Raw genomic sequence first — 21288 nt, forward strand, 5'->3', positions numbered from 1 at the left:
CTCTATTTATAAAACTCAAAATATAAAAATTAATGGATGGAGGAAAAGAGATATGGTAGGAATTGTTCTTGCTAGTCATGGTGACTTCGCTAATGGGATACTACAGTCAGTATCAATGATATTTGGTGAACAGCAGGATGTTAAAGCTGTTACATTACAGCCAAGCGAAGGCCCAAACGATTTAAAAGCTAAGATGGAAGAAGCTATTGCTACATTCGAAAATCCTGAAGAAGTTTTATTCTTAGTAGACTTATGGAGTGGTACACCATTCAATCAGGCTACAGGACTTGTTGAAGGACACGAAAAATGGGCTATAGTTACTGGTCTTAACTTACCAATGCTTGTAGAAGCATACGGTGCACGTCTATCTATGGAAACTGCTCACGAAATAGCAGCTTATATAGTAGGTGCTGGAAGAGAAGGAATAAAAGTTTGTCCCGAATCTTTAGAACCTAAAAAAGAAGAAGCTGCTCCAGTTCAGGCAACTGCTGGTGGTGCAATACCAGAAGGAACAGTAATAGGTGACGGAAAAATAAAATACGTGTTAGCTCGTATAGATACACGTTTATTACATGGACAGGTTGCTACAACTTGGACAAAAACAACAAAACCAAATCGTATAATCGTAGTTTCAGACTCTGTTGCTCACGACGATTTACGTAAGAAAATGATAGAACAGGCGGCTCCTCCTGGGGTAAAAGCAAACGTTGTTCCAATCGACAAAATGATAAAAGTTCAGAAAGATACTCGTTTTGGAAATACTGAAGCAATGTTATTATTCGAAACACCACAGGATGCTTTAAGAGCAATAAAAGGTGGAGTTGAAGTTAAAGAACTAAACTTAGGTTCTATGGCTCACTCTGTAGGTAAAGTTGTTGCAAATAAAGCAATAGCAATGGACGCAAAAGATATAGAAACAATAGAAGAATTAAAAGATATGGGAATAAAATTTGATGTTCGTAAGGTTCCAAGTGAATCTGGAGAAAATATCGATGATCTTCTTAAAAAAGCAAAAGCTGAATTAGCAAAAGCATAAAGGCGAGGAGGATATAAAGTTATGTCAATGATAACAGTACTTTTAATAATTGTTGTTGCCTTGCTAGCAGGTATGGAAGGGGTTCTAGATGAATTCCAGTTCCATCAGCCTCTAGTGGCATGTACATTAATAGGATTAGTAAGTGGACATTTAACTGAGGGTGTAATCCTTGGTGGTTCATTACAGATGATAGCTCTTGGATGGGCAAACGTTGGTGCTGCAGTTGCACCAGATGCTGCTTTAGCATCAGTTGCTTCTGCAATAATAATGGTATTAGGATTAAATGGTGGAACTACTAATGTTCAGACTGCAATATCTACTTCTATAGCAGTTGCTATACCACTATCAGTAGCAGGTTTATTCTTAACTATGATAGTTCGTACATTATCTATACCAATAGTTCATTTCATGGATGCTGCTGCTGAAGAAGCAAACATGAGAAAAATGGAAATGTGGCACATAATAGCTATATTACTTCAGGGTGTAAGAATAGCTATACCAGCTGCAGCTTTATGTTTCGTACCAGCATCAGTTGTAACAGGTGCATTAAACTCAATGCCTGAATGGTTAGCAACAGGTATGACAATCGGTGGTGGAATGGTTGCCGCTGTTGGGTATGCAATGGTTATAAACATGATGTCAACAAAAGAAACATGGCCATTCTTCGCTCTAGGATTTGTTATAGCTGCTGTAAACCAGTTAACACTTATAGCTCTTGGTGTAATAGGTGTATCTTTAGCTCTATTATACTTAGGACTAAAAGAAAGTGCTGGAAACGGCGGTAATGGAAACGGTGGTTCTGGAGATCCACTTGGCGATATATTAAATGAATATTAATCTTGAAGGAGGAAAAGAAAAATGGCAGAAAGAAAAACATTAACTAAAAAAGACCGTATGTCTGTTGCTTGGCGTCATCAGTTCCTTCAGGGTTCTTGGAACTATGAACGTATGCAGAATGGTGGATGGTGTTACTCAATGATACCAGCTATCAAAAAATTATATACAAATAAAGAAGACCAGGTTGCTGCTTTAAAAAGACACATGGAATTCTACAATACACATCCTTACGTATCAGCTCCAGTTATAGGGGTTACATTAGCACTTGAAGAAGAAAGAGCTAATGGTGCTGAAGTTAACGACCAGGCAATACAGGGTGTTAAAGTTGGTATGATGGGACCTCTAGCAGGGGTTGGTGACCCAGTATTCTGGTTCACTCTAAGACCAATACTTGGAGCATTAGGTGCTTCATTAGCATTAGGTGGAAACATAGTTGGTCCACTAATATTCTTCTTTGCATGGAATATAATCCGTATGGCTTTCTTATGGTACACTCAGGAATTCGGATACAAAGTTGGTAGCTCAATAGCACAGGATTTATCTGGTGGATTATTAGGAAAAATAACTCAGGGAGCTTCAATACTTGGTATGTTCATAATAGGTTCTCTAGTTCAGCGTTGGGTAAGTATATCATTTACTCCAGTAGTTTCTCAGGTTACACAGTCTGAAGGTGCGTATATAGATTGGGCTAGCTTACCAGCTGGAACAGAAGGTATAAAACAGGCACTTACAATGTATAACTCACTAGGTGGAAATGCTCTAGATGTAGTTAAAACTACTACATTACAGGGTAACTTAGATCAGTTAATACCTGGACTTGCAGCTTTATTATTAACATTATTATGCTGTAAGTTATTAAAGAAAAATGTATCTCCAATAGTAATAATCATAGCATTATTCATAGTTGGTATAGGTGCTCACTTATTAGGTATAATGTAATTAAATATTTTCAAATATATTACAAAGGAAAAGCTCAGTTATCTGAGCTTTTTCTTTAAATATAATATTTTTTAGGAGGGTGTTTAATGGCTCAATCAATGAACACAAAGGTAGACTATACAGTACCTGCGACATCATTCTTAGGTCTAACTAGCTACGGAAATGTAATGATTGGTGATAAAGCGTTTGAATTCTATAATGAAAAAAATGTAAACGACTATATTCAGATTCCTTGGACAGAGGTAGATCATGTATTAGGATCTGTGAGTTTTCGTGGAAAATGGATATCTCGTTTTGCAATAGTTACAAAAGAAAATGGAACATATAGCTTTTCTACAAGAGATAATAAAGCTACTTTAAGAGCTGTAAATAAATATATAGAATCAGACAAATTATTAAAATCTCTAACTTTCTTCCAAGTAATAGGAAGAGGATTAAAGAGAATATTTAGAATAAAAGATAAAAATGAAAAATAAAGAAATAAATTAGAGTGTATGAAAATACACTTTTTTTTATGCCTATATATAGTATTGAGAAAAATAAATATAAATAAAATAAATGTTAAATAGGATTTAAAGATAAGTTTTTATTATGATTAAATAAAAAATATATATTTAATAAAACTATTTTAATTTGTTATACTATAGTTATTAACGATATATTAAAAAATTTAAAAAATTTGTTTTATATGATATAATAAAAATAAGAACGTATACAAGTTAAGGAAGGTAGGGATACAAATGAAATTAAACAAAAAATTTAAAGTTCTAGCAATAGGTACAGCATTAGTATTATCTATAGGTGCTGTTGGATGTAGCAAACAGGAAGAAGCTCCAAAAGAAGAAGCTAAACAGGAACAGGCTAAAGCAGAAGTTAAAACTATAAAAGGTGACGAAGTAGTGGAAGCTATGAAAGATGCTAACACTGTAGTAATAGATGCTAGAGATGCTTCTGAATACGAAGCTGGACATATAAAAGGAGCATTAAATGTTTTTGTAGATGAAGCTGAATCTAAACTTGGTGATCTTGAACAGTATAAAGATAAAAAAGTTATAGTATACTGCAACTCAGGTAAAAAATCAGGAAAATTAGCACAGTTATTAGTAGACAACGGATTCACAGATGTTTCTAATGCAGATGGTGTTAAACAGTATGAATATGAATTAGTTCAGGGTAAAGAAGAACCTAAAGCAGAAGTTAAAACTATGAAAGGTGATGAAGTAGTAGAAGCAATGAAAGATACTGCTAACACTGTAGTAATAGATGCTAGAGATGCTAAAGATTTCGCTAAAGGACATATCGATGGTGCTATAAACGTATTCGTTGACGAAGCTAAAGATAAATTAGGTGAATTAGAACAGTACAAAGACAAAAAAGTTATAGTATACTGCAACTCAGGAAATAAGAGTGGAAAATTAGCACAGTTCTTAGTAGACAATGGATTTACAGATGTTTACAATGCAGACGGTGTTAAACAGTACGAATACAACCTAGTTAAAGGTGAATAATTAAAATAGAATAATAGATTATTTTTTAGAAAAGACTGTATTTATAAAAATACAGTCTTTTTTTTGTTAATCCCTTCATAAAGTTTACATAAAGTGATATAATTGATAAGGCGTAAAATGTTGAATTGTAGATAAATGATGAAATGATTTAAATTTTGCGACTAATTAAAAAAGGTTACAAACTCAGCAAGAGTAATGAAATTTTTAGAAAATTATTATATAATAAAGAATACGATAAAAATAAAAATTAAACATAGATACACTAAAAAATAGTGTATTAAAATAGAATATAAACATAAAAATACTATACGATAGAATAAATATGAGAGATAGCCAAATTAAATATAGATAAAAGTTAGAGGAGAAAAAATATGCCAAAAATAATAGTTAAAAAAAGTGCACCTTTAAGAGGTACAGTTAAAATAGACGGAGCAAAAAATGCTGTATTACCAATAATAGCAGCTACATTACTTGCAGAAGGAAAATCAGTTTTAAAAGGAGTACCAAATCTTAGAGATGTTCATGTTATATCAGATCTTTTAAGACATTTAGGTGCTGAAGTAACATATGAAGGAACTACTTTAACAGTAGATGCTAGTAATATAACTACTTGTGAAGCACCATACGAACTAGTTAGAAAAATGAGAGCTTCATTCTTAGTGATGGGTCCTTTACTTGCTAGATTTAATCATACAAAAATATCTATGCCAGGTGGATGTGCTATAGGAACAAGACCTATAGATTTACATCTAAAAGGATTCAAATCATTAGGAGCTGAAGTAGAAATAGATCATGGATTTGTAGAAGCAAAAACAGAAAAATTAACAGGAAACAAATTATACCTTGATTTCCCATCAGTAGGAGCTACAGAAAACATAATGATGGCTGCAGCATTAGCAGAAGGAACAACTATAATAGAAAATGCAGCAGAAGAACCAGAAATAGTTGACTTAGCTAACTTCCTAAATGAAATGGGAGCAAATGTTAAAGGTGCAGGAACAAATACAATAAAAATAAAAGGTGTTGAATCTTTAAAAGGTGCTGAACACACAGTAATACCTGATAGAATAGAAGCAGCTACATACATGGTTGCAGCAGCTATGACAAAAGGTGATATAACTGTGGAAAACGTACTTATGGAACACTTAAAACCAATAATAGCAAAATTAAGAGAAACTGGTTGTGAAATAATCGAAATGGAAAATGCAGTTAGAGTAATAGGACCAGAAGTATTAAAACCAATAGATATAAAAACACTTCCACATCCTGGATTCCCAACAGATGTTCAGGCACAGTTTATGGCAATGCTTACAATAGCTAATGGTACAGCAGTTGTTATAGAAACTGTATTTGAAAATAGATTTATGCATGTTGCTGAATTCAATAGAATGGGAGCAGATATAAAGATAGAAGGAAGAAGTGCTATAGTAAATGGCGTTGATAAATTATACGGAGCTAAAGTTAATGCAACTGATTTAAGAGCTGGTGCAGCACTTATATTATGTGGACTTATAGCAGAAGGTGAAACACAGATAGGTGAAATATATCATATACAGAGAGGTTATGTGGATATAGACAAGAAAATAAGAGCTTTAGGTGGTAATATAGAAATAGTTGAATAACATTTTCGAAAAATACCTAAGGTTTATTAATAATGCGAAAAAATAATAGATTTACAAGATAATAATAATTTGAAAATATGATATAATTTAGTATATAGCTAAATTTATTTAGCAAAAAATATTTAAATGACAAAGGAGTTTTTGAAATGGCAAAAGTATCTGGTGCTGATATAGGAATAGATTTAGGGACAGCTAATGTCTTAGTATATGTGAGTGGAAAAGGAATAGTACTTGAAGAACCTTCAGTAGTTGCAATAGATAATAAAACAAATGAAATATTAGCGGTTGGTAAAGAAGCAAAAAGAATGATAGGTAGAACACCTGCTAATATATCAGCTATAAGACCTCTTAGAGATGGTGTTATATCTGACTACAATACAACAGAAAAAATGTTAAAATATTTTGTTGAAAAAATAGTAGAAAAGAAAGGCTTCGGTAAAATAGTAATGCCTAGAATAATGGTATGTGTACCAACTGGTGTTACAGAAGTTGAAAAAAGAGCGGTTGAAGATGCTACAAAACAGGCTGGAGCTAGAGAAGTTTATGTTATAGAAGAGCCTATAGCTGCTGCAATAGGTGCAGGAATAGAAATAGGTGAACCAAGTGGAAATATGATAATAGATATCGGTGGTGGTACTGTCGATATAGCAGTAATATCTCTTGGTGGAGCTGTTGTCAGCGACTCTATAAAAATGGGTGGAGATAAATTTGACGACGCAATAACAAAATACATGAAAAAACAGCACAACCTTATAATAGGTGAAAGAACAGCTGAAAAAGTTAAAATGGAAATAGGTAGTGCATTCAAGAGAGAAGAAGAAAAATTCATGAAAGTAACAGGAAGAAACCAGATAACTGGACTTCCATGTACTGTTGAAATAAGCTCAGCAGAAACATTAGAAGCTTTAGATGAATGTGTAGAACAGATAGTTGTTACTACTCACTCAGTACTTGAAAAAACACCACCTGAATTAGCTGCAGATATAAGTGAATCAGGAATCGTTATGACTGGTGGAGGATCATTATTATACGGACTAGACAAAAAAATAGAACAGAGAACAGGAATAAAAGTTAGAATAGCTGACAATCCATTATCTTGTGTTGCAACAGGTACTGGTGCTGCATTAAGTTCATTAGACATATTAAAAACTGGTGGATCTTTCAAATCAATGCCAGCAGAAGAAAAATAATAAATATCAAATTGTAAAGAGATTGAGGGGTTTAGTATCTAAACTCCTCAAATTTAAAATAGAGTAATTGGGAGAAAGATATGTTAAATATTGATCAAATAAAGGAAATAATACCACATAGATATCCATTTCTTTTAGTAGATAAAATAGTTGAACTTGAAGCGGGAAAAAGAGCAGTAGGTATAAAAAATGTGACTGCTAATGAACCATTTTTCCAGGGGCATTTCCCAGAATACCCTCTAATGCCAGGCGTTTTAATAATAGAAGCTATGGCACAGGTAGGTGCAGTTGCTATGATGTCTCTTGAAGAAAACAAGGGGAAACTAGGCGTATTTGCTGGCATAGATAAAGTAAGATTTAAAAGAGAAGTAAGACCAGGAGATACATTAACTATGGAAATAGAAATGAAGGCCTTAAAGAGAAACATAGGAAAAGCAGATGCCGCAGCTTATGTTGACGGTGAATTAGTGTGTAAGGGAGAATTAATGTTTGCACTTACAGAAAAATAAAATTATCTAAAAATAATAATTTATCTTTTGGTTTGAATTTTATATTGACAAAAGATATAATCTATTATAAAATTAAATTCGTTGAAAAAATAGACAATCTTGATTACCTTATCAAGAGAGGCTGAGGGACAGGCCCGATGAAGCCCGGCAACCACCCACAAGGGAAAAGGTGCTAATTCCTACAGGATTTATCCTGAAAGATGAGGTTATGTTAATTAGTTATGCATAATTAACCTCTTCTTTTAGTGAAGAGGTTTTTTTATTATAAAAATTCTTTGCAAATCAGTGTAAATACAATAACTAACATAAAAATAATAAAAAGAAAATTGGAGAAATCCATAATAGGAAGATGACGTAATATAAAAAGGTAATTTAAAGGAAAAGGGAGGAAAGAAAGAATGGCAAGACATTTATTTACATCAGAATCAGTAACTGAAGGACATCCAGATAAAATCTGTGACCAGATATCAGACTCAATACTAGACGCATTATTAGAAGCAGATCCAAAATCAAGAGTTGCATGTGAAACAACAGTTACAACAGGATTAGTATTAGTAGCAGGGGAAATAAGTACATCAGCATACGTTGATATCCCAAAATTAGTTAGAGAAACAGTAAAAGAAATAGGATACACAAGAGCTAAATTCGGATTTGACTGTGACACTTGTGCAGTTATAACATCTATAGATGAACAGTCAGGCGATATAGCAATGGGTGTTGACGAAGGATTAGAAAGTAAATCAGGAGAAGTAACTGAAGAAGAAATAGAAAAAGTAGGAGCAGGAGACCAGGGTATAATGTTCGGATTTGCTTGTAATGAAACTCCAGAACTTATGCCATTACCAATATCTTTAGCTCACAAATTATCTAGAAGATTAACAGAAGTTAGAAAATCTGGACTTCTTGAATACTTAAGACCAGACGGAAAAACTCAGGTAACTGTAGAATACGAAGACAATAAACCAGTAAGAGTTCATACAATATTAATATCTACTCAGCACAGTGAAGATGTAACAACTGAACAGATAAGAAAAGACTTAATAGAACACGTTATAAAAGCTGTTATACCAGCAGAACTTCTTGATGAAGAAACATTATACTATGTAAACCCAACAGGAAGATTCGTTGTAGGTGGACCACAGGGAGATACAGGACTTACAGGAAGAAAAATAATAATAGATACTTACGGTGGATATTCTAGACATGGTGGAGGAGCATTCTCTGGAAAAGACCCAACAAAAGTTGACAGATCTGCAGCTTATGCAGCAAGATATGTTGCTAAAAATATAGTAGCAGCTGGACTTGCAGACAAATGTGAAATAGAATTATCATACGCTATAGGTGTTGCTAGACCTCTATCTATATTCGTTGATACATTCGGAACTGGAAAAGTTTCTGAAGAAAAACTAGTTGAACTAGTAAACAAATACTTTGACTTAAGACCAGGTGCGATAATAAGAGACCTAGACCTTCTAAGACCAATATACAAACAGTGTGCAGCTTACGGACACTTTGGTAGAACTGACATAGATCTTCCATGGGAAAGAACTGATAAAGCTGAAATACTTAAAAAAGAAGCACTAGGTGAATAATAAAAATTAATTAGAATTTTAGATGCATACACTTTTTCGATTGATGAGTGTATGCATTTTTTTTAGGTAAATATATTATTATAATTATAGTGATATGTGAAAGGGGGAGAGTAAAATGTATAAATATTGGAGTGTAGAAGATATAAGAAAAGAAATGAAAAAAATGGATAGAATTCTTGGTAAAAAGGGATCTGAACTTCCAATAAAAATAAATCCGAGAATGACAAGAAGTCTTGGAATGTACAAATTTAAAATAGAAGATAAGAAAATAGTGCCAGTTTGCTTTGAATTTTCAACAAAGACTGTGTCTGGAGAATACGATGAAAATACTGTAATAGGGATAATTAGACATGAATACGCTCATTATGCGGCAAATGAAATTCACAAAGAAGCTTGTGGGCACGATAGAAGATTTAAAAATATATGTGAGCTAGTAGGTGCTCCAGGAAATGCCGTTATGAGAAAAAAGGGAGATAAGGTGTGTTAAAACGAACTTATGTTTGAAAAAAACTTGTACAATTAGTATAATTAATCTTATATGTAGTGAAAATATAACATAGGAGGTGAAAAAGTGGAGAGAATAGAGGGATTAATAACAGATATAGTATTTCAAAATGAAGACAACGGATATACAATAGCAAAACTTACAAATGAGGACGGAGAGATTTCCGTAGTAGGATGTATGCCTACTCTTTCTGTAGGTGAAACTGTTGAAGTTGAAGGAAAATGGGGAAGACATAAGGTATATGGGAATCAGTTTGAAGTAAGTAGCTTCGTGCCTGTTACACCGACATCTATTGAAGGAATTAGGGTATACCTAGCATCTGGAATGATTAAAGGTATAGGTGAAAAAATGGCCAATAAAATAATTGATAAATTTGGTGTAGATACGTTGGATGTTATTCAAAATGCTCCAGAAAGACTTCAGGAAATAGATGGAATAGGAAAGAAAAAAGTTGCTCAGATTGTAGAAAGCTATGAAGAAGATAGAGAACTTAGGAAAATAATTCTTGAATTAGCTCCATTTGGAATAACTCCAAACCTATGTTTAAAGATATATAAAAAATACAACAATAGAGCTATGAAACTAATAAAATCAAACCCGTATAGACTTGCAGAAGATATAAGGGGGATAGGCTTTAAAGTAGCAGATAACTTAGCTCAAAAGATAGGTATAGAAAGAGATTCTAAAGACAGAATTAGCCAGGGAATAATATATGTCTTAAAAAAAGCTCTTGGAGAAGGACATACATTTCTTCCAGAAAAAGAAGTAGAAAAAGAGGCAGTAAAACTTTTAGGAGTTGAAATTGATAAGATAGATAATTGTCTACTAGATTTGGCCTATGCTCAAAAGATTAAGCTAGACAAAGTTGGAGATTTTCTGCTTGTATACCTTATGAATTATTACTTAGCAGAAAATGGTGTGTGCAAGAAGCTTATAGAGCTTGCAACTTTTGACTTTAAAAAGGATAAAAAAATAGATATAGATGCAGAAATAGAAGCTGTAGAAAAGGCTGAAGGTATAAAGTTAGCTAATAGACAGAGAGAAGCTGTTACAGAGGCTCTACAGAGCGGTGTAAGTGTTATCACAGGTGGACCAGGTACAGGTAAAACAACGACCATAAATACTATAATAAAGATATTTAAGCGTAAAAAGAAGGAAGTAGTACTTGCAGCTCCAACAGGACGTGCAGCTAAGAGAATGAGTGAAACATCTAATGAAGAAGCTAAGACTATACACAGACTTCTTGAGATGGGATACTCTACAGATGACGATTTAGTATTCTTTAAAAACGAAGAGGAGCCTATAAAAGCAGATGTAATAATTGTAGACGAAGCATCTATGATAGATATACTTCTAATGTTTAGTCTTGTAAATGCTATAAAACCAGGGACTAGATTTATAATAGTAGGAGATAGTGACCAGCTTCCATCAGTAGGCGCAGGAAATGTTCTTAGAGATATAATAGATTCTCAAGTTATCAAAGTTGTAAGACTTGATGAGATATTTAGACAGGCTCAGGAAAGTATGATAATAGTCAATGCACATAAGATAAATAATGGAGAAGCACCATATCTAAATGCAAAAAATAAGGACTTCTTCTTTTTAAATGCGGCTACAAATGAAGAAATAATGAACACTATAATAGGGCTTGTAGAAACAAGATTGCCTAAGTTCTACAAAGTGGATCCATTAGAGGATATACAGATTTTAAGCCCTATGAGAAAAGGTGATATAGGTGTTACAAATATGAATATAATTCTACAGAGATACCTAAATCCACCATCAGAAAGAAAGGTCGAAGTTACTTTAAATAAAAGGATATTTAGAATTGGCGATAAAGTAATGCAGATAAAAAATAACTATACAAAAAGCTGGAAAAATGAGGACGAAACAGAGAACGGCGAAGGTATATATAACGGAGATATTGGATATATTTATTATATAGACAAGAATAAAAAAATTATCTACGTTATGTTTGAAGGCTCAAGAATAGTTGAATATAATTTTGAAGAACTTGACGAACTAGACCACAGTTTCTGTACAACAATACACAAAAGTCAGGGGAGTGAATTCCCGGTGGTAGTAATACCAATAGCATGGGCGCCACCTATGCTACTATCGAGAAACCTACTTTATACAGCTATAACTAGGGCAAAAAAATTAGTTGTACTAGTTGGAGATGTTAGATATTTAAAACAGATGGTTCAAAATAATAGAGTGAATGCTAGATATTCAAACCTAGCTCTCAAACTTAACCGGATAAAAAGAGAAGGAGTGCTAGTATAGTTGAATTATCTATCATTGATTATGGATTTTTTCTTTCCACAAAATATAACCTGTTTAATATGTCAAAAGCCTATAGATCCAAACAATACATATTCTCTCTGTAAGGATTGCTTTGAAGAAATGACATTTATCAAAGAAGAGTGCCACAAATGTGGAAAACCTGTGATAAATAGGATAAATTTTGATAAAAGTGATGACGAAGAGGATAATCTTGCAGATGAGGAGATTAAGGAAATTGAGGATAATTGTATAATTTTGACGGGAAATAATGAGTCAAAAGATGCAGTAAATCTCAAAATTGACGATGATGAGGAATATGTTTTAGAAAAATTTGAAGAGTATAGAGAAGGATATGGAAAGGTAGAAGAAAAAAAGATAGAATACACGAGATGCAAATTCTGTGAGAATAAGAATTTTTACTTTGATAGGGCAATATCCTGCATAGAGTATTGTGATAAGAGTAAGGTGTTAGTGCTTTCGTTGAAGTACTATGGAAATACGTATATGTCTAGATATATTGCCCAGGTAATGAGAGATAAGTTGGAATTTGAGCAGCTTTCTGCGGATTATATAATACCAGTACCTCTGTATAAAAAGAGAATGAGGATTAGGGGATTTAATCAAGCAGAAAAGATTGCTAGTTATCTTTCTGAATGTACAAATATACCGATAATAGACTGTGTAAAGAGAAATAGAAACACAAAAAGACTCTATGCACTCAATAAATTTCAACGTGAAAAAGAATTAAAAAACGCCTTTGAAGTTAAAGTGGATAGCGAGGAAATAATAGGAAAGAGGATAATATTAGTCGATGATATATTTACTACAGGAACTACTGTAAATGAGATTTCTAAAAAGCTTAAAATATATGGAGTAGACGAGATAATAGTTTTGACATTCTTGACGAGAAATATAGATTAATCTGGGGAAATATTTATTAGAATAAAGAAAAATATTGACGAGTTAAGATAAATATATTAAAATATGTAAAGATGTTCAGGTCTGTGGTTGAAAGTCCAGGCCAGTCGCAGGCAAAGGGATCCACGTAAGCTAGTCCTAAAAGCGGGGCAGTGATCATAGTGCGGCCTAGAAGTAAGACCTACCGATATTCAAAAAATAAATTCCAATCGAGAGAGAGTAGTAGTGATGCGAACCAGAGCGAACCCTCCAGTAGGCGAGTGTGGGGGAAAAGACCAGGTCAGCTGAATATCTAAAAAAAGAGATGAAGCAAATGCTTCATCTCTTTTTTTGTTGAATTTTATAGTGTAAAGCAAAAATACTCTACATAGTTGTGGTAAAACTAAAAATTAAATGAAAAAAGTTATGTTAAATATATAAAAAATAATTAACAAGTTAATAACAATACAAACAGTTTTCTGTGGAAAAATAAAAAGCTACACTCAAGTAATATACACAAAAAATTACTTATCAACAAACTTATCCACACTATCAACAGCATAATATCCACATTATCCACGAATATGTGTGTAAAAATAACTATTAAAAATAGAACTTCTCTACAAAATTGTCAGAAAAAAATAAAAATTTATTGAAAAAAGAAGGGAATGTTAAATGTATGTAGAATATATATAACAAGAAATAAATATCAAGCGATTACTTTAAAAGTATAGAAATATCAGCTTGATACCGAAAGGAGAGGTAGTTATGAAACTTACTATATCTGGAAAACAAATGGAATTAACTCAGGGAATCAAGGACAATATAGAAAGTAAATTAAGTAAATTAGATAAATATATAAGTCCTGATACAGATGTAAAAGTTACTGTAAGCGCTAAGAAAGGAAGACACAAAATAGAAGTAACTATAGCTCCTAAAAATGGTCATGTTATAAGAGCAGAGGAATCTCAGGAAAACTTATATCCTGCAATAGATCTTGTTGTTGATAAATTAAAAATACAGCTTAAAAAATATAAAGATAAAATGCAGAAAAGACATCAGGACAATAAGAGTATAAGATTCGATAGTTCAGAAATAAATGATGCTATACTAGAAGAAGAATTAGAAGATTTTGAAGAAGTGCCATTTGAAATCAAGAGACGTAAAAAAATAAATGTTAAACCAATGAGTGAAGAAGAAGCAGTTCTTCAGATGGAATTAGTTGGACATGATTTCTATATATTCAAAAATGATGAAACTGATGAAATAGCTCTAGTTTACAAACGTAAAAATGGTGGATATGGTATAATAGAACAAGAAGAATACTAAAATATCATATATAAATTGATTATATTAAAAGAGAAAAAGTAATAAAATTTTAAGATGAAATAAAAATATAGTTAAAAAGAACCTATAGATAGAGATAACTTTAATAAGTATCTATTCTAATAGGTTCTTTTTTATATTTACGATAATTCTTTTTCTATCATACAGATTCCTTCATGAACAGTAGTATAGAATATACAATTATTATATTCAAAGAAAGAAATATCTAGCTGAATATCTTCGTTAAAAGAAGTATAGTATTCTATTTCATTTTCAAACTTTACATCAAAAAAGTTAGAGTACTTTTTCATTATGTCAAATGTTTGAGAACATATTTTAAAAGTATATATTCGATAGTTTTTCTTTTGTCCTCTGCTTACCTTTGTTCCAGGCCATGTACTTGCATTTTCTGAGTTAGTAGAATAGGGCAAAAGTTTTTGTATTATTAATGGCATAGAGTTATTATTTACGTTAGAAAAAATTTTGTTTAAAGGAACTACTATTTTAAAAGAATCGCATTTATCAAATAATTTTTTCAACAATATTAAATATTGTTTTTTATCTTTTATTATTATATTTTTCATATACCGTACCTCGTGTAAATTATTAGATTTAATTATATCATGATAAATTAAAAAGAGAAGACTATGTTAAAAGTATGTTTGATAAATGTAAAGTTATTTCAATACAATTCGACAAGTTGATAGAAAAAATCTATACTATAATTATATACTTAATCTATTTTTCAAATTTTCATACATACACCTTTTTTTTATGGTAAAATGAAAGATAGCATAAAATTAGAATATGTAAAAATATAACATAAATTAGTTCGAAGGAGAGATTGAATTATGGGTTTTTTAGATAGCCTGTTTAATATGGCCGATAGAAAAGATTTAAAAAAATTCGAAAAAACAGCAGACCTTATAGAATCATTAGAGCCAAAATTTGAGGCAATGAATGATGAAGAATTAAGAGGAATGACTGATAAATTTAAAGAAAGATTAGCTAATGGCGAAACAGTAGATGATATACTACCAGAAGCATTTGCAGTTGTTAGAGAAGCTTCAAAAAGAACATTAGGGCTTAGACACTACAAAGTTCAGTTAATAGGTGGTATGGTACTTCACGAAGGTAGAATAGCTGAGATGAAAACTGGGGAAGGTAAAACTCTTGTTGCTACTTGTCCAGTATATCTTAATGCCCTTGAAGGAAAAGGGGTACACGTTGTAACTGTCAACGACTACCTAGCAAAACGTGACCGTGATCAGATGGCAAAAGTATACGAATTCTTAGGAATGACAGTAGGTGTTATAGTACATGGTCAGAGTCCAAAAGTTAGAAAAAGACAGTATGACTGCGATATAACTTACGGAACAAACAACGAATTTGGTTTCGACTACTTAAAAGACAACATGGTAATTCATGAAGAACAGATGGTTCAGAGAGAATTAAACTATGCTATAGTCGATGAGGTCGACTCTATATTAGTTGATGAAGCAAGAACACCACTTATAATATCTGGACCTGGGGACAAATCAACTCATTTATACACAGATGCAAATACATTTGTAAATACTTTAAAACCAGATGATTATGAACAGGAAGAAAAAGATAAAGCTGTTTCACTTACTGAATCAGGTGTTAAAAAAGCGGAAATGTACTTCAATGTTGATAATATAACTGATGTAGCTCATACAGAACTATATCACCATATAAATCAAGCTTTAAAAGCTCACGTTATAATGAAGAGAGATGTTGACTACGTTGAAAAAGACGGTGAAATAGTTATAGTTGACGAATTCACAGGACGTCTAATGTTTGGTAGAAGATACTCAGATGGACTTCATCAGGCAATAGAAGCTAAAGAAGGATTAAAAGTTCAGAGAGAATCTAAAACTTTAGCTACAATAACATTCCAGAACTACTTCAGAATGTACAAAAAATTATCAGGAATGACTGGTACTGCTAAAACAGAAGAAGAAGAGTTCAAAGCTATATACAAAATGGACGTATTCCAGGTACCTACAAATAAACCAATGGTAAGAGAAGATTTACCAGATACAGTTTACAAAAGTACAAGAGGTAAATTCAATGCCGTTGCAGATGATATAGCAGAAAGACATGCTAAAAAACAGCCAGTTCTAGTAGGTACAGTTTCAATAGAAAAATCTGAAATACTTTCAGATATATTAAGAAAAAGAGGAATCAAACACGAGGTTCTAAATGCAAAATACCACGAAAAAGAAGCAGAAATAATAGCTCAGGCTGGTAGATTAGGTGCTGTTACAATAGCAACTAATATGGCTGGTAGGGGTACAGATATACTTCTAGGTGGTAACCCTTCATTCATGGCTATAAAAGAAATGAAGAAAATGAACTTCACAGAAGAAACTATAAACAGAGTAAATGCAGCTAATGAAGTAGCTGGTGTTGAAGAGAATGAAGAATTAGATGCAGCTAGAAAAACATACCAGAAATTATACAAACAGTTCAAAGAACAGACAGATGCTGAACAGCAGGAAGTTCTTGCAGCTGGAGGTCTTTGTATAATAGGTACAGAAAGACACGAATCAAGACGTATAGACAACCAGTTAAGAGGTCGTGCTGGTAGACAGGGTGACCCAGGTTCTTCAAGATTCTATATAGCACTTGATGACGATTTAATGAGATTATTCGGTTCTGAAAGAATACAGGGATTAGTAGATAAAATAGGTCTAGAAGAAGATATGCCAATAGAACATAGAATGCTTACTAAATCTATAGAATCTGCTCAGAAAAAAGTCGAAGGTAAAAACTTCGGTATAAGAAAACACGTCCTAGAATACGATGACGTTATGAATAAACAGAGAGAAATCATATACAAAGAAAGAAGAAGAGTTCTTGCTGGAGAAAACTTACAGGAACAGATACAGGATATGATTCACTCTATAATAGTAGATGCAGTTGATGAATTTGATTTAGAAACTGGATTTAATTCAGAAGAATTCAAAAAACATATGTACAATAAATTTATGCCAGTTGGAAGTCTTGAAGATATAGACTTTACAGGACTAAATTCTATAGAATTAGCTGAAAAAGTTAATGAAAGAGCAATACAGCTATACACTATAAAAGAAGAAAATATAGGTTCAGATAGAATGAGAGAAGTTGAAAGAATAGTACTTCTTCAGTCTGTTGATAACCATTGGATAGACCATATAGATGCTATGGATCAGTTACGTCAGGGTATAGGACTAAGAGCTTTAGGACAGCAGGACCCAGTTATAGCATACAAAATGGAAGGTTTCGACATGTTTGACGATATGAACAAACTTATAAGAGAAGATACAGTTAAGTTCTTATTCAATATAACTGTTGAAGTTCCAGCTGAAAGAAAAGCTGTAGTAGATGTAGATAAATTAGAATCTCCTGATACAGAAGGAACAGGTAAAAAGCCAGTTGTAGCTGACAAAAAAGTAGGAAGAAATGATCCTTGTCCTTGTGGAAGCGGTAAAAAATATAAAAACTGCTGTGGAAGATAATAAGATAAAGGCAATTTAGGAGGATACAATGCTAAATGTGCAGGAATACAGACACGAATTAGATGCGATGTCTGAAAATATACAAGAATTGAGTGTTTCTCTTTGACATAGAAAGACTCAAAGAAAAGATAATAGAAAACGAGCAAGATATGGAAAAACAGGATTTTTGGGAAGATAATGAAAATGCACATAAAGTTCTTCAGGAAAACAAAAAACTTTGTGAGACTGTAGAAAAATTTGAGCAACTTCAAAAAAATCTTGAGGATATAGAAGTATTAATTGAGCTTGGACTTGAAGAGGATGACTCAGAAGATATAGAAAAAGAAATTTCTGACTCTATAAATAAATTAAAAGATGTTATAGATGAGATGACTATTCAGACGCTTTTAAGCGGTGAATACGACAAGAATAATGCAATAGTGTCTATAAATGCTGGTACTGGTGGGCTTGATGCTCAGGATTGGGCTCAGATGCTTCTTAGAATGTATATAAGATGGGCAGAAGGTAGAGATTATAAAGTTAAGCTTTTAGACTTAATTTCAGATCCAGAAGCTGGTATAAAAACAGCTGTAATGCTTATCCAGGGAGATAATGCCTATGGATATTTAAAAGGAGAAAAAGGAGTACATAGAATTGTAAGAATTTCTCCATTTGACCCTTCTGGAAAAAGACACACATCTTTTGCATCTGTTGATGTAATTCCAGAATTAGATGAAAATATAGAGGTAGAGATAAATCAGAACGATTTAAAAGTAGATACATATAGAGCATCTGGTGCAGGTGGTCAGCATGTAAATACTACAGACTCTGCTGTTAGAATAACTCATCTTCCAACAGGAATTACAGTTCAGTGTCAGAATGAAAGGTCTCAGCACCTTAATAGAGAAGTTGCTATGAGAATGCTTATGGCTAAGCTGATTGATATTAAGGAAATGGAACAGAAGGAAAAGATAGAAGATTTACAGGGCAAATATACTCAGATAACTTGGGGTAGCCAGATAAGATCCTATGTTTTCCAGCCGTATAAAATGGTAAAAGACCATAGAACTAATACGGAAACAGGAAACGTTGATGCTGTGATGAATGGAAATATTGATATATTTATTAATTCGTATTTAACTCGGAAAAAATTAAGTAAGTAAATTGGAAAGAAGGGAGTAACTTGCCTACACTGGCGCCTCTACAGGCGACGGGCGTGTAGTGCAAGCTACTCCCTTCTTTTGTTTTACAAGTTTTAATTTTTTACCGAGTTAAAATACGAATTAAGTAAATGTATCTGAAGAGCGAGATGTTGGAGAAGTTTGTTTTTTGAAGTATAATATTAGTTGTAGTAAATGATTTTAAGATGGGAGTGACCTAGGTGGATATTAATAATATTTTGAAGGAAGAGTTCAACCTAAAGGATTTTCAGGTTGTTAATACTATAGAGCTTATTGATGAGGGGAATACTATTCCATTTATTGCGAGATATAGAAAGGAAAAGACTGGTGAGATGAGTGATACTGTTCTTAGACAGTTCCACGAAAAACTAGTTTATCTTAGAAATTTAGAGTCTAGAAAGGAAGATGTTATTAGACTTATTGATGAGCAAGGAAAATTGACTAAGGAGATTTCTAAGGCTGTTGAGAAGGCAAATACTCTTCAGGAAGTTGAGGATGTTTACGCACCATTTAAGAAGAAAAAGAGAACTAGAGCATCTATTGCTAAAGAAAAGGGCTTAGAAAAACCTGCACTTGAGATAATGTATGGTAAAACTGATGACGTAGATGGACTAGCTAGCAAGTATATAGACGAAGAAAAAGATTTAAAATCTGTAGAGGATGTTTTAAAAGGTGTTAATGATATAATAGCTGAGATTGTTTCAGATGATGCAGAAGTTAGAAAATATTTAAGAGAGAATGCAAGAAATAGAGGTAGGGTTGTATCTAAGGGAAGTTCTGATGAAAAGACTGTTTACGAAATGTATTACGACTATTCAGAGCCTGTTAAATACATAGCGCCACATAGAATATTAGCTGTAAATAGGGGAGAAAATGAAAAAATCTTAAAGGTTAAAATAGAAATAGACGACGAATATGTAAAAGGTTGGATAGAAAGAAGATATACTAAGAAATTATCTGGAAAATGTAGAGAAATAGTTGTTGAGGCTATAGAAGATGCGTATAAGAGACTTATTTTCCCTGCAATTGAAAGAGAGATAAGAAACGAGCTTACAGAAAAAGGTCAGGAAAGAGCAATAAGTGTGTTCGGGAAAAACTTAAACAGCCTACTTCTTCAGCCACCTATACATGGTAAAAATGTTATGGGATTTGACCCTGGAATTAGAACCGGATGTAAGATTGCGGTAGTTGATAGAAATGGTAAATTCTTAGACTCAGCGGTTGTATTTGTTACAGGAAGTCAGGCTAAAAAATCTGAGGCAGAAAAGGAATTAATAGGATTAATTAAAAAACACGATATAGATATAATAGCTATTGGAAATGGTACAGCTTCTAGGGAATCTGAAGCATTTGTTGCAAAGATGATAAAAGATAATAATTTAGATGTTAAATACGTTATTGTAAGTGAAGCAGGGGCATCTGTATATTCCGCTTCAGAATTAGCAGCTAAAGAACATCCAGATATCAACGTATCTATTAGAGGTGCAATTTCTATAGCTAGAAGAATTCAGGATCCTCTTGCAGAGCTTATAAAAATAGATCCAAAGAGCATAGGTGTTGGACAGTATCAGCACGATGTTAATGGAAAAAGACTAGAAGAAGTATTAGACGGTGTTGTAGAGGATGCGGTAAATAGTGTAGGTGCGGACTTAAATACAGCATCCGCATCGCTTTTAGAACATGTTGCAGGAATTAGTTCAGCTGTAGCTAAAAACATAGTAGCATACAGAGAAGAAAATGGAGAATTCAAATCTAGAAGTGAAATTAAAAAAGTAAGCAAACTTGGTCCAAAAGCATTTACACAGTGTGCGGGATTTTTAAGAATTCCAGAAGCTAAAAATCCTCTTGATAATACAGGAGTTCATCCAGAAAGTTATGCTACTTGTGAAAAAATGCTAACTGTACTTGGATACTCTAAAGACGATATAAAAAATGGAAATTTAAAAGATATAGATGAAAAAGTTAAGGTTGTGGGATTAACTAAATTAGCAGAAGAACTTGAATCAGGTGTTCCTACAATAAAAGATATAATTGTAGAGATTAAAAGACCAGGTAGAGACCCTAGAGAAGATGGTATGAAGCCAATTCTTAGAACTGATGTCCTTAGCATGGATGATTTAAGAGATGGAATGGTGCTTAAAGGTACTGTTAGAAATGTTGTAGATTTTGGTGCATTTGTTGATATAGGTGTTAAAACTGATGGACTTGTTCACAAGAAAGAAATGGGTGTAAAGGTAAATGATCCTATGGAAGTTGTATCTGTTGGGGATATAATAGATGTTAAGGTTGTAAATGTTGACAAGGAAAAAAATAGAATAGCATTAAGTATGAATGTATAATTTTAAAAAATATATAAA

17 protein-coding genes and 1 riboswitch are annotated in these 21288 nt (G+C 32.7%); of the genes, 16 read left to right on the forward strand and 1 reads right to left on the reverse strand.

All coding sequences use genetic code 11. The features are described 5' to 3' along the window. Positions 1-52: 52 nt before the first annotated feature. The 13 genes from DWX74_RS05250 to hpf all read left to right on the forward strand — a co-directional run bounded on the left by DWX74_RS05250 (position 53) and on the right by hpf (position 14250). Positions 53-1036: a mannose/fructose/sorbose PTS transporter subunit IIA gene (locus tag DWX74_RS05250; protein ID WP_118549028.1), complete on the forward strand. Its 984-nt coding sequence runs from the start codon at positions 53-55 to the stop codon at positions 1034-1036. A gap of 21 nt (positions 1037-1057) precedes the next feature. Next, positions 1058-1873 (forward strand): PTS mannose/fructose/sorbose transporter subunit IIC, encoded by an 816-nt coding sequence (locus tag DWX74_RS05255; RefSeq protein WP_118549029.1) that lies wholly within the window; start codon positions 1058-1060, stop codon positions 1871-1873. A 21-nt stretch (positions 1874-1894) separates the two neighbouring features. Next, positions 1895-2812, forward strand: coding sequence for a PTS system mannose/fructose/sorbose family transporter subunit IID (locus DWX74_RS05260; RefSeq protein WP_118549030.1), 918 nt, complete (start codon positions 1895-1897; stop codon positions 2810-2812). A gap of 86 nt (positions 2813-2898) precedes the next feature. Beyond that, positions 2899-3288, forward strand: coding sequence for a DUF956 family protein (locus DWX74_RS05265; protein WP_118549031.1), 390 nt, complete (start codon positions 2899-2901; stop codon positions 3286-3288). A 264-nt stretch (positions 3289-3552) separates the two neighbouring features. Beyond that, on the forward strand, positions 3553-4320 hold the full coding sequence (locus DWX74_RS05270) for a rhodanese-like domain-containing protein (protein ID WP_118549032.1): 768 nt from the start codon (positions 3553-3555) through the stop codon (positions 4318-4320). A 371-nt stretch (positions 4321-4691) separates the two neighbouring features. Next, positions 4692-5942, forward strand: a complete 1251-nt coding sequence (gene murA, locus DWX74_RS05275; RefSeq protein WP_118549033.1) for a UDP-N-acetylglucosamine 1-carboxyvinyltransferase — start codon at positions 4692-4694, stop codon at positions 5940-5942. Between the two features lie 146 nt (positions 5943-6088). After that, positions 6089-7132 carry a rod shape-determining protein gene (locus DWX74_RS05280; RefSeq protein ID WP_118549034.1) on the forward strand — a complete coding sequence of 348 codons (1044 nt, stop codon included), beginning with the start codon at positions 6089-6091 and terminating at the stop codon, positions 7130-7132. A gap of 80 nt (positions 7133-7212) precedes the next feature. Then, positions 7213-7641 carry a 3-hydroxyacyl-ACP dehydratase FabZ gene (gene fabZ, locus DWX74_RS05285; protein ID WP_118549035.1) on the forward strand — a complete coding sequence of 143 codons (429 nt, stop codon included), beginning with the start codon at positions 7213-7215 and terminating at the stop codon, positions 7639-7641. A 105-nt stretch (positions 7642-7746) separates the two neighbouring features. Beyond that, a riboswitch (SAM riboswitch) is annotated at positions 7747-7848 on the forward strand. 191 nt (positions 7849-8039) lie between these two features. Beyond that, positions 8040-9233, forward strand: a complete 1194-nt coding sequence (metK, locus tag DWX74_RS05290; protein WP_118549036.1) for a methionine adenosyltransferase — start codon at positions 8040-8042, stop codon at positions 9231-9233. A gap of 115 nt (positions 9234-9348) precedes the next feature. Next, positions 9349-9720 (forward strand): SprT-like domain-containing protein, encoded by a 372-nt coding sequence (locus tag DWX74_RS05295; RefSeq protein WP_118549037.1) that lies wholly within the window; start codon positions 9349-9351, stop codon positions 9718-9720. Between the two features lie 84 nt (positions 9721-9804). Continuing rightward, on the forward strand, positions 9805-12024 hold the full coding sequence (gene recD2, locus DWX74_RS05300; RefSeq protein WP_118549038.1) for an SF1B family DNA helicase RecD2: 2220 nt from the start codon (positions 9805-9807) through the stop codon (positions 12022-12024). After that, the gene (locus tag DWX74_RS05305) at positions 12025-12945 is read left to right on the forward strand and encodes a ComF family protein (RefSeq protein WP_286164221.1); all 921 of its coding nucleotides are present in this window, start codon (positions 12025-12027) and stop codon (positions 12943-12945) included. Between the two features lie 744 nt (positions 12946-13689). Then, complete coding sequence (gene hpf / locus DWX74_RS05310; RefSeq protein WP_118549039.1) at positions 13690-14250, forward strand: ribosome hibernation-promoting factor, HPF/YfiA family; 561 nt, start codon at positions 13690-13692, stop codon at positions 14248-14250. A 137-nt stretch (positions 14251-14387) separates the two neighbouring features. Here the strand turns inward: hpf and DWX74_RS05315 are convergent, their stop codons facing one another. After that, positions 14388-14831, reverse strand: a complete 444-nt coding sequence (locus DWX74_RS05315; RefSeq protein WP_118549040.1) for a hypothetical protein — start codon at positions 14829-14831, stop codon at positions 14388-14390. A gap of 267 nt (positions 14832-15098) precedes the next feature. Here DWX74_RS05315 and secA point away from each other — a divergent pair, with 267 nt between their 5' ends. The 3 genes from secA to DWX74_RS05330 all read left to right on the forward strand — a co-directional run bounded on the left by secA (position 15099) and on the right by DWX74_RS05330 (position 21270). Next, a complete protein-coding gene (gene secA, locus DWX74_RS05320) occupies positions 15099-17771 on the forward strand; it encodes a preprotein translocase subunit SecA (protein ID WP_118549041.1) in 2673 nt (890 codons plus the stop codon). 28 nt (positions 17772-17799) lie between these two features. After that, positions 17800-18913, forward strand: a protein-coding gene (gene prfB, locus DWX74_RS05325; RefSeq protein ID WP_118549042.1) for a peptide chain release factor 2 whose coding sequence is annotated in 2 segments (ribosomal slippage) — positions 17800-17874 and positions 17876-18913 — 1113 coding nt in all. Because the reading frame shifts where the segments join, the coding sequence is not laid out codon by codon here. 218 nt (positions 18914-19131) lie between these two features. After that, the gene (locus DWX74_RS05330; RefSeq protein ID WP_118549043.1) at positions 19132-21270 is read left to right on the forward strand and encodes a Tex family protein; all 2139 of its coding nucleotides are present in this window, start codon (positions 19132-19134) and stop codon (positions 21268-21270) included. Positions 21271-21288 lie beyond the last annotated feature (18 nt).

The organism is Peptoclostridium sp. AF21-18 (assembly GCF_003478825.1).
Classification (GTDB): Bacteria; Bacillota; Clostridia; order Peptostreptococcales; family Peptostreptococcaceae; genus Peptacetobacter.

Coding starts and splice junctions, on each gene's coding strand:
- DWX74_RS05265 (WP_118549031.1), top strand. CDS start 2,899: ATGGCTCAATCAATGAACACAAAGGTAGACTATACAGTACCTGCGACA.
- hpf (WP_118549039.1), top strand. CDS start 13,690: ATGAAACTTACTATATCTGGAAAACAAATGGAATTAACTCAGGGAATC.
- secA (WP_118549041.1), top strand. CDS start 15,099: ATGGGTTTTTTAGATAGCCTGTTTAATATGGCCGATAGAAAAGATTTA.
- DWX74_RS05315 (WP_118549040.1), bottom strand. CDS start 14,831: ATGAAAAATATAATAATAAAAGATAAAAAACAATATTTAATATTGTTG.
- murA (WP_118549033.1), top strand. CDS start 4,692: ATGCCAAAAATAATAGTTAAAAAAAGTGCACCTTTAAGAGGTACAGTT.
- DWX74_RS05255 (WP_118549029.1), top strand. CDS start 1,058: ATGTCAATGATAACAGTACTTTTAATAATTGTTGTTGCCTTGCTAGCA.
- DWX74_RS05250 (WP_118549028.1), top strand. CDS start 53: ATGGTAGGAATTGTTCTTGCTAGTCATGGTGACTTCGCTAATGGGATA.
- DWX74_RS05260 (WP_118549030.1), top strand. CDS start 1,895: ATGGCAGAAAGAAAAACATTAACTAAAAAAGACCGTATGTCTGTTGCT.
- fabZ (WP_118549035.1), top strand. CDS start 7,213: ATGTTAAATATTGATCAAATAAAGGAAATAATACCACATAGATATCCA.
- DWX74_RS05270 (WP_118549032.1), top strand. CDS start 3,553: ATGAAATTAAACAAAAAATTTAAAGTTCTAGCAATAGGTACAGCATTA.
- metK (WP_118549036.1), top strand. CDS start 8,040: ATGGCAAGACATTTATTTACATCAGAATCAGTAACTGAAGGACATCCA.
- DWX74_RS05280 (WP_118549034.1), top strand. CDS start 6,089: ATGGCAAAAGTATCTGGTGCTGATATAGGAATAGATTTAGGGACAGCT.
- DWX74_RS05295 (WP_118549037.1), top strand. CDS start 9,349: ATGTATAAATATTGGAGTGTAGAAGATATAAGAAAAGAAATGAAAAAA.